This window comes from Rhizobium sp. C4, from assembly GCF_021026315.1.
Taxonomy (GTDB): Bacteria; Pseudomonadota; Alphaproteobacteria; order Rhizobiales; family Rhizobiaceae; genus Ensifer_A.
Genome location: NZ_JAJNCX010000031.1, coordinates 1 through 13,510, shown reverse-complemented (window position 1 = coordinate 13,510; position 13,510 = coordinate 1). Strand labels below are relative to the sequence as shown.

Here is a 13,510-nt window from a genome sequence, read left to right as displayed (position 1 = left end):
GCCTCCTGCTCGCGCAGCACCCCAATAATCTGCTCTTCTGTAAATCTCTGCTTCTTCATAAGTCCGTCCTCAATGGGCCGAACTCTAATCAATTTTGGAGGAAATTCTCAGTGGCAGGTCAATAGGACTCTCCACATGATTCATGAGGAAAATGAGCCATATCCTGCTGCGCAGCTACGTGGGGGCTGCTGCCCGCTTACAATCAATCTTGAAACCACGCTCAAACAACGTTAAAGCCCTGACCCAAGAACTTCGATACCAGAGAGCGTTTATGTTCTGCAAATTCGATCGCCACACAATGCAAAGCAAATGCCTTCGCATTTTTCACGTTCAACAGAATGAGGCCTAAATGCTAGAAGGACAGACAATTCTTGTGACAGGTGGAACCGGCTCGTTTGGGAATACCTTCGTCCCCATGACTCTAAGCCGTTTCAATCCGAAGAAGATCATCATCTTTTCCCGCGATGAGATGAAGCAGTGGGAAATGGCCAAGTACTTCAAAGACGATAATCGCGTGCGGTTTTTCATCGGTGATGTCCGTGATCGCGACAGGCTTTACCGGGCCTTGGACGGGGTGGATTATGTGGTACATGCTGCTGCAACCAAAATTGTGCCCACGGCGGAATATAACCCATTCGAATGTATCAAGACGAACATCAACGGTGCGATGAACTTGATCGATGCCTGTATCGACAAACGCGTCAAGCGTGTCGTTGCCCTGTCAACCGACAAGGCATCCAGCCCGATCAACCTGTATGGAGCCACCAAACTGGCCTCTGACAAGCTTTTCGTCGCAGGGAACGCCTACTCTGGCGAACACCAGACGCGCTTTTCCGTGGTTAGATACGGTAATGTCATGGGTTCGCGGGGATCGGTCATTCCGTATTTCATTTCAATCAAGGAAACGGGCGAATTGCCCATTACCCATCCTGATATGACACGGTTTATGATTTCACTGGAGCAAGGTGTCGAATTGGTGTGGCATGCCTTGAAAGACATGATCGGCGGTGAAATTTACGTCAAAAAGATACCGTCAATGCGCGTCACGGATGTTGCGCGCGCGCTCGCACCCAATGCCACCCATCGGATTGTGGGGATACGCCCCGGCGAAAAATTGCACGAACAGATGATCGGCATTGAAGATGGCCCGTTCACTTATGAATATGCAGATCACTATAAGATTCTGCCCAACATAAACGATTGGAGCATGAGCGAAGAACGAATCAAAGGTGGTCGCCTCGTTTCAGATGGGTTCATCTATTCATCTGACAAAAACCCCGAATGGATGAGCGAAGCCGATCTTGCAGCTTGGATCGCGGCAAACGAAGCAAAGATCGGGAAAATCTAAAAATGATTCCCTATGGCCACCATGATATCAATCAAGACGACATAGCGGCGGTTGTCGCGGTGCTTAAATCCGATTTTCTGACACAAGGGCCGCAAGTTCCCGCGTTCGAATCGGCTGTGGCACAAAAAGTGGGTGCGGCGCATGCGGTGGCAGTGAACAGCGCAACATCTGCCCTGCATATCGCCTGCCTCGCCTTGGGGCTTGGCCCCGGCGATCGGCTGTGGACATCGCCCATCACTTTCGTCGCCTCGGCCAATTGCGCCCTATACTGTGGCGCGAGCGTTGATTTTGTCGATATCGATCCAAAGACTTTTAACATCGACCCAGTGGCGCTGGAGGCCAAACTGATCGCCGCAAAGGTGGCGGGCACATTGCCCAAGGTGGTCGTTCCCGTCGCTTTGTGCGGCCAGTCTGCCGACCTGAAGGCCATTCGCGTGCTTGCCGATCGCTTTGGCTTTTTCATTCTGGAAGACGCGTCGCACGGCATCGGTGCCCGCTATGATGGAAACTACATGGGCGATGGGCGCTATGCCGATATAACTGTTTTCAGCTTTCACCCTGTCAAGATTATCAGCACAGCCGAGGGAGGAATGGCCACAACCAATGATCCCGTCTTGGCACGCCGGATGCAGATTTTGCGCAGCCACGGCATAACCCGTGAACAGCACGAAATGACCCATGAAAGCGATGGCGCATGGTATTACCAGCAGGTTGATCTTGGTTATAACTATCGCATGACCGAATTGCAGGCGGCGCTTGGCATCAGCCAGATGTCGCGGCTGGATGAGTTTGTTTCGGCCCGCGCAGACCGTGCCCGAAGTTATGACCAAGCGCTGGCCGATCTGGCGCTGCGCCTGCCGTATCAGGCCCCAATGACGGCCTCTTCGTGGCACCTTTATGTGATACAGCTTGCTGATGCATCGCGGCACCGCGCGGTATTTGACGCCTTGCGCGCAGATGGAATTGGAGTGAACCTGCATTATATACCCGTGCATTTGCAGCCCTATTACCTTGCTAAAGGGTTCACCAAGGGCGATTTTCCGATGGCAGAAGATTATTATGCGCGGTCAATTTCGATACCGCTTTTCTCGCATATTACAGACGCCCAGCTGCAGGCGGTCGTCGATGCAGTAAAGAAACACGTGGGCGTATAAACCTATGAAATTGGCTGTCATTCCTGCCCGTGGTGGATCAAAGCGTATACCCCGCAAGAACGTTAAAGAATTCGCGGGAAAACCCATGATCGCGTGGTCGATTAGCGCCGCGCATGCATCGGGGCTGTTTGATCACATCGTTGTCAGCACCGATGACCAGGAAGTTGCCGAAATTGCGCGCGCTTTGGGGGCCGAGGTGCCATTCATGCGCCCCGGCGCATTAGCCGATGATCACACCCCCACCGTGCCGGTCATTGCCCATGCCATCACTTGGGTCTCACAAAATTGGGGAAGCCCCAATACGACATGCTGCATCTATGCGACGGCCCCCTTCATCCGCGTCGATGATCTAAAACTCGGTGCCAAATTGCTTTTGGAAACTGGCGCAGACTATGCCTTTCCAGTGACCAGTTTTCCGTTTCCGATTCAGCGGGCGGTACACCTTACCGAAAATGGTCGCATGCAGATGTTTTCGCCCGAACATGCGCTAACCCGCAGCCAGGACCTGATAGAGGGCTTTCATGATGTTGGCCAATTTTATTGGGGCCGCACCGAGGCATGGCTGTCAGGCCGCACCATTATTGGGCTAGGTGCCACGCCCGTCATCATTCCACGCCATCGGGCCCAGGATATCGATACGCCAGAAGACTGGACGCGGGCCGAGATGATGTTCCGCCTTCTTGGCGAAATGGAACATCAATAGAAATGCCGCCGCTGCGCGCGATGTTCCGGGTCGATGCCTCGTTGGCAGTAGCATCGGGGCATGTCATGCGTTGCCTCACTTTGGCGCGTGCGCTTGCCGCTGAGGGCGCGGAATGCCGGTTTGTTTGCCGGGCGGGTGCCGGAAATATGATCGACAAAATTCGCGCTTTGGGGTTCGAGGTTGCCGTTCTGTCTGTACCGCCGCAGGCAGACACAGCCAATAGCAGCGGCGCATTTCTATCTGGGGCCGATGTAGACGATGCGCAAGAAACACTCGACGCGCTAAGCGGTTGGCGGCCGAACTGGATCATTGTTGATCACTATGGCCTTGGGCAACCATGGGAAACCCAAATGCGCCCCTATGGTGGCAGACTCTTGGTGATCGACGACTATACCCACCGCGCCCATAATTGTGATGTGCTGCTGAACCAAAACCTAGGCGTTCTTGCAAATCATTATGCCGCAGGTCTTTTGCCAGATACTTGCACCGTGCTGGCGGGAACAGACTATGCACTACTGCGCCCCGAGTTCGCGACAGCACGCCCAGCGGCATTGGAGAAAACGCAACGGTGCGAAACGGTTAAGACAATTCTTGTTTCATTGGGGGGCGTGGACGTCGACAATGCAACGGGGCAGGTTCTATCGGCCCTTGCTGCCGCACACCTGCCACGGGGTTGGCGCGTGAGCGTTGTCATGGGCGGGCAAGCCCCCCACTTATCCTCGGTGCAGGCACAGGCTACAACCATGCCCTTCCCTTGTCAGATTGTCGTAGACACAACCGAAATCGCCAGATTGATGGTAGAGGCCGATCTTGCCATCGGCGCGGCTGGTTCAACCTCTTGGGAAAGATGCGCGCTGGCGCTGCCATCGATCATTTTGGTCTTGGCCGAAAACCAGCTGTCCCTTGCAAAGGCTTTAGTCCAGTCTGGTGCTGCAATGTGGTACAATGCCGGCGATTTGGTGGGCTTGGCCGATGCCGTCAAGCGTTTGGTCGATGACACCAACCTGCGTTTTGACATGGCTAGGCGTGCCGGAAAACTGGTTGATGGGCATGGCACCAGCAGGGTCGTTGCATTAATGACCGATCTGAATACGGTAACTTTGGATCGCGCGCGCCATGACTGATATGCCTAAAAACACAACCGCTTGGGCCTTTCCATCTAAGGTCGCCGTCGTCGTAGACACCCCAGGCTGGTATGATGACCACGCTGCGCGCTTGGCGCGCCGCCTGAATGATGCAGGTCATTCCGCCATGGTCTACCGCGACTATGCCGATATTCCCAAAGGGGATATCGCCTTTTATCTTAGCTGCATGCGGATTACCCCTGCAGAAGTATTGTCGCGAAACACATGGAATTATGTGGTACACGCCAGCAATTTGCCCAAGGGGAGGGGTTTTTCGCCCTTGGTCTGGCAGATTCTGGAAGGCGCAAATGAAATTCCCGTCACCATGATTTCGATGGTCGGCGAGGTGGATGCGGGTGATATCGTGGCGCAGACCCGCATACGCCTGTCTGGCCACGAATTGAACACGCAGCTGCGGGACCTTTTGGCGCAGGCAATCGAAGATCTGTGCATTGCAGTCGCCAACGCGCCGACAGCACCCGTGCCAAAGCCGCAGCAGGGTGAGCCAACCTGGTATAGGCGCAGAAGGCCACCTGACAGCGCGATAGACCCGCAGATCAGCCTTGCGGCACAGTTTGATCTTTTGCGCGTGGTCGACAACGATAGATATCCCGCGTATTTCGATCATCGCGGGCATCGCTATATCTTGAAAATCGAAGATATGGGACCATCGCCCAGGCTTTCAGACAGGAACGAGCATGACTAAAACCGTCACCATCGCAGGCCGAAAAATCGGCCCAGATCACCCGCCCTATGTCATCTGCGAACTTTCGGGGAACCATAATGGGTCGCTTGAGCGTGCGCTGAAAATGGTCGAGGCTGCCGCCAAAACGGGATGCGATGCGATAAAGCTGCAAACCTACACGCCCGACACCCTGACGATTGATTCAGACAGTCCAGATTTCCGCATCACGGGCGGGCTGTGGGATCAGCGTACCCTGTATGATTTGTATCGCGAGGCGCACACCCCTTACGAATGGCACGCCGCGATTTTTTCAAAGGCCGCCGAATGCGGCGTCACAATCTTTTCCACCCCTTTTGACGAGACTGCCGCCGATCTTCTGGACGAACTTGGCGCACCTGCCTTTAAGATTGCCTCTTTCGAAGCGGTCGATCTAGAATTGATCGCCTACGTCGCCCGCAAGGGTAAGCCCATGCTGATTTCGACGGGCCTTGCCAATTTGGGGGAAATCGAGGCAGCGGTTAAAACGGCGCGCGACAATGGCTGCACCGAACTTATCTTGCTGCATTGCATTTCATCTTATCCTGCTCCTTCAGAAGATTCGAATTTGGCGACGGTGCCGCATCTGGGCGCTGCATTCGATGTGGTGGTCGGATTGTCAGACCATACCCATGGCTCGGCCACTTCGGTTGCGGCGATTGCGCTGGGTGGATGCGTCATTGAAAAGCATTTCACTTTGGCCCGAGCGGACGGCGGCCCCGATTCTGCCTTCAGCCTGGAGCCGACCGAATTCACCAATCTTTGCCTTGATTGCAAGAATGCCTGGTTATCCCTTGGCCGCGTTCATTACGATATTAAGGGCGCCGAACTTGGCAGCCTGACGTTCCGCCGTTCCCTGTATGTCATACAGGATATCGCAGCCGGCGAAACATTTTCCCGCGCCAATGTTAGGTCCATCAGACCTGGCTTTGGTCTGCCACCCGCAGCGATTGACAAGGTTTTGGGCAAAGTTGCGCGAAAATCGCTGAAACGCGGCACGGCTTTGTCTTGGGATGTGATAGGGTAAGTCACGTGAAGGTTGCCATTATCAGTCTTTCAACCTTTGGGTATTTTGAGCGCATGGCGATTGCCATGACCAAACGCGGCGTCGAAGCGCAGTTTTTCGACGAACGCCCTGCCAACGATGTGCTGTCCAAACTTGTGATGCGCTTTGCGACAAAGCGTCTGGTTCGCAAACTTGCGCGCCGCCACGTTGAAGCGCAGTTAAATCGAATTATATGCGGTGGGTTTACCCATGTTTTGCTGGTGTTTGCCGAAGTTGTTTCAACCGAAGATATCCAATTGTTGCGCGAATCTGGGTTGCGCATCAGCCGCTATACTTGGGATAGTCTGCGAAATCGGCCAAACGTTGCGGAGTTTGATCCGTTGATGGACGCAGTTGGCAGTTTTGACCCACAAGATTGTGCGATCAAAGGCTATACTTACATTCCCCTGTATTGCGAATACATCAACCCCGAGGGGGTTCTGCCGCATAAAGATCGCCCCATTGACTTTTACTTTTGCGGCACAGCGCATACTGATCGGGCAGCTTTGATCAGCCGGATGAAAGAGATCTCTTTGCATCGAAATTGGCGCACAGTTTCTCAGCTGTTCTATCATTCTCGGTTGTTATACGCCCTGCGCCATTGGAACGACAAACGCGCCCTTGCACTGTTTAACCAAATCAGCAGCGACTCTTTCGCCCTTTCCGACATCATCGCGCATATTCGCAAGGCGAAAGTTGTTGTTGACGTCCATCACGCCAATCAAAGCGGCCTGACCATGCGCACGTTCGAGGCTTTGGCCCAAGGCGCTGTTTTGCTGACAACCAACCAGCACGCGGCTGATTTGATTGATCCTGCGCTGCGTGACCGCGTGGTATTTCTGGACAGAAACGCAGTCGAGGCATCGATGACCGAGGCGTTAAATCGCCATTCGGGGCCACTGGCCGCTGAACAATATGAAACCCTGTCCCAAGATCGGTTTTTGCGCCAGATATTTGACTTGGTGGGCCTAGCACCTGTTGGAATACCCATTTGACGGCCAGCACGCCCATGGTTGCGACAAGAACCATCGCTGTGCAAAGCGGGCGGCGAAACAAAGGATGAAAGATATGCGAATCCTGATCACAGGCGGTCTTGGCTTTATCGGCCGGACTTTGACACGGCAGCTTTTGGCAGAAAGCAGCCACGAGTTGGTTCTTGTGGATAATCTTACAGAACAGGTTCACGGCCCGAATCCCGGCTACAGCGAAATCACCAATCTGGCGAATGTACGCCACATTCGTGAAGACATATGCGAACCGGGTGTTTTGGCCGATGCTTTGCAGGGTATCGAGGTGGTCTATCACCTTGCCGCTGAAACGGGCACCGGCCAGTCGATGTATGAAATCGAGAGATATTACCGCACCAATGTACAGGGCACGGCAATTTTGTTGGAGGAAATTGTTAAATCCCCTGATGGCCGGCCACGCGTTCTGTTGTTGGCGTCGTCGCGGTCGATCTACGGCGAAGGCGCATATGTCGAAGCAAATCAGGCAAGCAACCCCTTGGCACAGCGCCACTATCCATGCGCGCGTGACAAATCTGACATGGCCGCTGGCCGATTTGATTTTGAAAGGGCTGGCCAACCTTTGCTGGCCGTTGCCACAAAGGAAAGCGACCCAGCCAACCCTTTGTCTCTGTATGCCGCATCAAAACTGGCGCAAGAACATATGTGCCAGATCGCTTGCCAAGCGTCAGGGGTGCGTTATGTGGCGTTGCGGTTGCAAAATGTATATGGCCCTGGCCAGTCTTTGCGAAACCCCTATACGGGGATCATGTCCATCTTTACGAATATCCTTCGTCAGGGCGGCACCATCGACATATTCGAAGATGGCAAAGAAAGCCGCGATTTTGTCTATGTCGAAGATGTCGCACGGGCATTTCGCGCTGCCGCCACCCTTGCTCCAGATGCCCCATCGGTGTTCAACGTAGGATACGGCGTCGCGACCAGTGTTTCACAGCTTGTTGCCCTATTGGAAGAAAAGCTGAAAACCTCTGGTAAATCCAAAATCTCGGGCCGTTTTCGCCCAGGTGATATTCGGCACAATTGGGCAGACATTACCCGTATGCGCGACACCTTTGGCTTTGTTCCCGAGGTGCCTTTGCGCCAAGGTCTGTCCGAAACCGTCGATTGGGCATTGACCCAGCCCATTGAAGAAGACCGATCAGAAAAGGCCAGCCGCGAACTTGCGGCGTTGCAGGGTTGATATGTTTCGATATGCGGGGTCTAAGGGCCAGATTGGGTGATCAGCACGATGCCACACCATCCCATGCGAGAACTGCTTAGGTCTGATTATGACCATTTCTTGCGTCTTAGTTTGGCGCCAGAAGGCATGGCCTTGTGGCGCATGTTGCTGCATCCGCGCACCCTGCCAGTGGCCATGATCCGTTTGGCGGCGGCGGCAGAGACAAACAGATTGTCACCAATAGGCGCAGTGATACGGTTTCTTATTCTTTTTGGTTTTCGTGTCGAGGTGCCGAAGGGGTGCATCATCGGGCCGGGCTTTGTTTTGCCCCACCCCGGCGGCATTGTTCTGGGGTCGTCCAAGATCGGCGAAAATGTCATTGTTTTTCAAAACGTAACGCTTGGCGCGCGGGCCTTTGATGGCGCTTTTGACCGTGCCACAAGGCCCATAATCGGCAATGGGGTGGTAATCGGCGCGGGCGCCGTTGTGCTGGGCCCTGTGACAGTGGGCGATGGCGCGACGGTCGCGGCCAATTCCTTGGTCACACGCGATGTGCCTGCGGGGGCAACTGCCATAGGCGTGCCAGCAGAAGTAAAGCAGACATGAAACCGCTGCGGGCAGGATTAATTGGTGCCGGGCGCATTGCATGGCAATATGACGGCGGCGGCTGGGATGGCCAATCGGCCTGTGTCACCTTGGCTTCGTGTTTTCATCGCCACCCACAGACTCAACTTGTTTCGGTGTTCGATCCTGTGGCCGGCGCCAGATTGGCCTTTCAAAATGGCTATAATGGGCCAGGCCCCGTCGCCGTGCATGAAACTCTTACCGATTTCTTTGCTGAAGACTTAGATATCGTTGCCATAGCATCCCCCAGCCAATATCATGCGGCCCATATTGCGGCCTGCCTGGATGCGCAGGTGCCCAGACTTTGGATCGAGAAACCTGTCACGCTAGACCTCGCCACTTACAATGATCTGCGCGCAAGGATCGGGCAAATGTCAAACCCGCCCCGAACGTGCGTGAACTTTCTGCGACGCAGTTTGCCGCAGCTGGCCTTTATGCAGCAGCATCTGGCACAAAGCCCAAACCGCCCCGCGGAGATAGAACTGACGCTGCGCTATTCGCGGGGCCTTGCGGTGAACGGTGTACATATGCTGGACCTTTTGGGGGCTGTAACAGGTGCAACATCGATTCCACCGCTTGATTTTATCCGCGCCCTCGATCCGGAGAACCCCCAGTTTGGGCTATCCCTTTGCGGATATCCAGTAACAGTGACGGGTCAATCCTTGGGCTATCATCTGATCGAATTTGACATCACCGATTCGCGGGGTCGGTTGTCCCTCAACCGCGGCGGGCAAACCCTGACTTGGGAAGCAGCAGAGCCCAACCCAGATTACCCGGGCTTTTTCCGCCTTGGTACACCGAACCCTGTCGCGGGCCTGGAACCGGGCGAACGGGCCATGCAAGAGGCGACATTTCGCATGCTTTGCACGCTTGTCGATGACAGCGCTCCCCCTATTTCATCCCTAGAAACTGCCTGGTTTTCGCAAGCGCTGTTGGAGGCGGTGAATATGGCATTGACGGCCAACAGATGAAATTTTTGTTTGCTGCAGGTGATGTGGGCGGGGCGCGGGCGCTATTGCCCGTGGCGCGTTTGGCTGCGACCAAAGGCATGACTGTATGCGCCTTGGATCATGGCACCTTTCGCACCGAAGGGGCGGCGCACTGGCACTGGCTTAATCCAGCCAAGGCCGCAGCGCAGGCAAAAGTCGCAGATGTCGTATTATATGCCACGTCGGTGCATGACACCCTTGCCACCCAGATCGCCCACCATGCACGCGCAGCGGGGCGGCCAGTGCTGCATTTACTGGACAACTGGTCGAACTACGCCGCCCGCATCGCATCCCTAGTGCCCGATGTCTATGCCGTGATGGACGATCTGGCGATGCAAGAAGCCATTGCAGAAGGGGTTGACCCAGCAATTCTTATGGTCACAGGCCATCCCGGTATTGCAAAATTGGCGGGCGAGGCGGACATTTTCGGCACGCCTTTGCCGAATACCACTCCCCCCCATATCTTTTTCGCCTCGGAACCAGCGGCCATCGATGGCGGGGCGCGGGGCCGCGGTTATGACGAAAACGAAGTGGCGCGCATATTGGTTCAGGGTCTCGCGCAGGCTGATAATAACGCGGGCCCTCTGACCGTGAAAGTGGCCCCTCACCCGAGAGAAGTCCGCGAAGCAGTGCGCGCGCGTTTTGCGTCGTTGACTACAGAAATCCCCGGTGCACCAAAAATTGTTGTTGTCGCGCCAGAAGACGTTCGCAGCACATTGCACTCTGCCAGCCATGTTGTAGGCATGACCTCTATCTTGCTGTACGAGGCGTGGCTGTTGGGCCGCCCAACACTCTCCCTCCAACCAGGCCTGTCTATTGACGGATTGCGCACCTTATCACGGCGCAAGGGGATCATGTTCCACACGACAAAACAGGGAGGCATCAGGGCAGTTGCAGAATGGTTGAACAGGCGGCCGCACGCGCCATTGCCTGACCTTGCCCTTCACCAAAATGCCGCACAGAATGTTCTCGACATTTCGCGCGATCTGGCCAAAAGATCGAAACGATCCCTAGATCAACAAAAAGCAGAGTGACAAATGCGAAATACACTTGCAATCCATGGCGGTCCCAAAGTGCGCGAGACCCTTTTCCCCGCCCATGTTACAGTTGGCGCTGAAGAAAAGGCAGCGGTGATGAAGGTGATGGATAGTGGGATCCTGTCGAATTACCTTGGTGCCTATCACGAAAATTTCATGGGCGGCGCACAGGTGCGCGAATGCGAGGCGCGCTGGGCAGAGCGCTTTGGTGCCAAACATGCTTTGGCGATGAACTCAAACACCTCTGGCCTGATTGCGGCCATGGGCGCAATCGGTGTGGTGCCCGGTGATGAAGTGATTGTTACAGCCTATTCTATGTCTGCCTCTGCAGTGGCACCCCTGTTCTATGGCGCAACCCCCATTTTTGCAGATGTCGAACCCGAAACCTTCTGTATTGACCCAGAATCAATCGCAGCGGCTATAACCCCGCGCACCAAGGCTATACTGGTTGTCGACCTGTTCGGCTTACCGTTTGATGTGCAGAAAATTCGCGCCTTGGCCAAAAAGCACGGGTTGAAAATTATCGAAGATGCCGCCCAAGCACCAGGTGCAATGATGGGGCAAGAATATGCGGGCCTCTTGGGCGATATTGGCGTGTTTTCGCTTAATTATCACAAACATATCCATTCGGGCGAAGGCGGTATATTGCTGACCAATGATGATGATTTGGCACATCGCCTTTCGCTGATCCGCAACCACGCGGAAAATGTCACCGCTCAGACCGGCGTGACCAATCTGACCAATATGATCGGCCATAACTTCCGCATGACCGAGATCGAGGCCGCAATTGCCGACAGCCAACTGCAAAAACTCGACGGCCTTCTGCAGGCACGCTGGGATCGTGTCGCCTATTTCGAAAAAAAGATGGCGGGGTTTGACGCGTTGGCAGTGCCAAAGGTGCGTGGTGGCGCGGTGCATGCCTATTACCAGCACGCATGTCTGTGGAACACCCAGTTGGGGGTTGATCGCAACGCCTTCGTCAATGCCGTCAGGGCCGAGTTGCCCAGTTTCGAGTTGCGCGAGAAAGAGGGTGTGAAACTGGGCGCTGGTTATGTAAAGCCCATTTACCTTTTACCTGTATTTGCAAACCGCGTGTCGATTGGCGGGCAGTATGATCCGCTGAAGTCGTCATGGCAGAACTATAGCCGTGGCCTTTGCCCCGTCGTCGAAGATTTGCACTTCAACCGTCTCATCACGCATGAATTCATCGTGCCGTCGATGACTGATGCTGATATTGACGATGTGGTGCACGCATTTGAAAAGGTCTGGGACCAGCGCACCCACCTGGCATGAGCATCGCGCCCAAATTACCGGCAGGCCCGCTGGTTCTGCATCCCTTCGGCCCGCGCCATCTGACGGAGACCTATGTCTGTTGGCTGAATGATCCCAATGTAGTGCGCTTTTCAGAACAACGCCACCGCCAGCACAGCATGGACAGTTGCCGCGCCTTCGTGTCGAGTTTTTCCTCTGGGCCAAACCTATTGTGGGCGATCGAAACCAGCGATGACGGGCAGCATATTGGAAACATCACTGCAACGATTGATTTACATAACAAGATTGCCGACATCGGCATTATGATCGGCCCGGCACATGCTCGGGGCAAGGGGTATGGGCGACACGCTTGGGCGGCAGCGCTGAACCATCTTTGCGCGCGCGATGATCTGCGTAAAGTTACTGGCGGATGCCTTGCGGCGAATACTGCCATGGTCCAAGTGATGCGCGCATGCGGAATGTCCGAAGACGGCTTTCGCCCCGATCATTTCCTGGTTGAAGGCCACCCAACCAGCATTTTGTATTTTTCAAAGCCAGGAAAATGGGCAATTGCCCCAGTCTGACACGATTGCCCGACCCAAATTGATCACAGTCAATCACAGCAATTCACCCGGGTGAACCAAATTGCGGGCGTGCAGGGCGATGAACACGACCAGCGCTGGAGTGACGTTGCCCCCTCCGCTTGTACCAACCGGATCGGGTCCCGTCGTGTGGTGTAGCAGGATTTCATAGCCATCGGTGATTTCCGGTAGGGTCGGGTTGCTTAAGACCAACCTGAAGGACACCACCGATGACGGACGACATGATGAACCTGCGCTCACTTGTTAAGAAGAGCGCTGATGCCGATTTACTGCGCGAGATGATCGGTTTTGCTGCCGAGAAGCTGATGGCGCTGGAGGTGAGCGCGAAGACAGGTGCGGGCTACGGAGAGAAGAATGGCTTCCGACTGGCCCAGCGTAACGGTTATCGCGACCGGGATTGGGAGACACGGGCGGGCACCGTCGAACTTCGCATTCCCAAGCTTCGCACAGGCAGCTATTTCCCGAGTTTCCTCGAACCGCGCCGCATGGCCGAGAAGGCTCTGACGGCAGTCATACAGGAGGCTTATATTCAGGGCGTTTCAACCCGCTCGGTTGATGACCTGGTCAAGGCCATGGGCATGTCTGGCATCTCCAAGAGCCAGGTATCCCGTCTATGCGAAGAGATCGACGAGAAGGTGAAGGCCTTCCTCGACCGGCCCATCGAAGGGGAATGGCCCTACCTGTGGATCGATGCGACCTATCTGAAGGTCCGGCGCGGCGGTCGTATT

14 protein-coding genes are annotated in these 13,510 nt (G+C 55.0%); all 14 read left to right on the top strand.

The annotated features are described in order from the left end of the window. The first annotated feature begins 349 nt into the window (after positions 1-349). Complete coding sequence (gene pseB, locus LQK84_RS24620) at positions 350-1,348, top strand: UDP-N-acetylglucosamine 4,6-dehydratase (inverting) (RefSeq protein WP_230831439.1); 999 nt, start codon at positions 350-352, stop codon at positions 1,346-1,348. A gap of 2 nt (positions 1,349-1,350) precedes the next feature. Then, positions 1,351-2,502, top strand: coding sequence for a UDP-4-amino-4,6-dideoxy-N-acetyl-beta-L-altrosamine transaminase (pseC, locus tag LQK84_RS24615; protein ID WP_230831440.1), 1,152 nt, complete (start codon positions 1,351-1,353; stop codon positions 2,500-2,502). Between the two features lie 4 nt (positions 2,503-2,506). Further along, the gene (pseF, locus tag LQK84_RS24610; protein ID WP_230831438.1) at positions 2,507-3,205 is read left to right on the top strand and encodes a pseudaminic acid cytidylyltransferase; all 699 of its coding nucleotides are present in this window, start codon (positions 2,507-2,509) and stop codon (positions 3,203-3,205) included. 2 nt (positions 3,206-3,207) lie between these two features. Further along, the gene (gene pseG / locus LQK84_RS24605; protein ID WP_230831437.1) at positions 3,208-4,329 is read left to right on the top strand and encodes a UDP-2,4-diacetamido-2,4,6-trideoxy-beta-L-altropyranose hydrolase; all 1,122 of its coding nucleotides are present in this window, start codon (positions 3,208-3,210) and stop codon (positions 4,327-4,329) included. After that, positions 4,322-5,035: a formyltransferase family protein gene (locus tag LQK84_RS24600; protein WP_230831436.1), complete on the top strand. Its 714-nt coding sequence runs from the start codon at positions 4,322-4,324 to the stop codon at positions 5,033-5,035. The genes pseG and LQK84_RS24600 overlap by 8 nt, the downstream gene beginning before the upstream one ends. Further along, a complete protein-coding gene (gene pseI, locus LQK84_RS24595) occupies positions 5,028-6,077 on the top strand; it encodes a pseudaminic acid synthase (protein ID WP_230831435.1) in 1,050 nt (349 codons plus the stop codon). Before LQK84_RS24600 ends, pseI begins: the two co-directional genes overlap by 8 nt. A gap of 5 nt (positions 6,078-6,082) precedes the next feature. Next, complete coding sequence (locus LQK84_RS24590) at positions 6,083-7,090, top strand: glycosyltransferase family protein (protein ID WP_230831434.1); 1,008 nt, start codon at positions 6,083-6,085, stop codon at positions 7,088-7,090. 73 nt (positions 7,091-7,163) lie between these two features. After that, entirely contained in the window at positions 7,164-8,300 is a 1,137-nt protein-coding gene (locus tag LQK84_RS24585) for an NAD-dependent epimerase/dehydratase family protein (RefSeq protein ID WP_230831433.1), read from the top strand. 48 nt (positions 8,301-8,348) lie between these two features. Beyond that, positions 8,349-8,885 (top strand): serine O-acetyltransferase, encoded by a 537-nt coding sequence (locus tag LQK84_RS24580; RefSeq protein ID WP_230831432.1) that lies wholly within the window; start codon positions 8,349-8,351, stop codon positions 8,883-8,885. Continuing rightward, positions 8,882-9,874: a Gfo/Idh/MocA family protein gene (locus LQK84_RS24575; RefSeq protein WP_230831431.1), complete on the top strand. Its 993-nt coding sequence runs from the start codon at positions 8,882-8,884 to the stop codon at positions 9,872-9,874. Before LQK84_RS24580 ends, LQK84_RS24575 begins: the two co-directional genes overlap by 4 nt. Continuing rightward, positions 9,871-10,926: a hypothetical protein gene (locus LQK84_RS24570; RefSeq protein ID WP_230831430.1), complete on the top strand. Its 1,056-nt coding sequence runs from the start codon at positions 9,871-9,873 to the stop codon at positions 10,924-10,926. Before LQK84_RS24575 ends, LQK84_RS24570 begins: the two co-directional genes overlap by 4 nt. A gap of 3 nt (positions 10,927-10,929) precedes the next feature. Further along, a complete protein-coding gene (locus LQK84_RS24565) occupies positions 10,930-12,222 on the top strand; it encodes a DegT/DnrJ/EryC1/StrS family aminotransferase (protein ID WP_230831429.1) in 1,293 nt (430 codons plus the stop codon). Beyond that, positions 12,219-12,764 (top strand): GNAT family N-acetyltransferase, encoded by a 546-nt coding sequence (locus LQK84_RS24560; RefSeq protein ID WP_230831428.1) that lies wholly within the window; start codon positions 12,219-12,221, stop codon positions 12,762-12,764. The genes LQK84_RS24565 and LQK84_RS24560 overlap by 4 nt, the downstream gene beginning before the upstream one ends. Positions 12,765-12,991: 227 nt before the next feature. Next, the coding region (locus LQK84_RS24555; protein WP_230831427.1) for a transposase at positions 12,992-13,510 on the top strand (519 nt) is incomplete at its 3' end.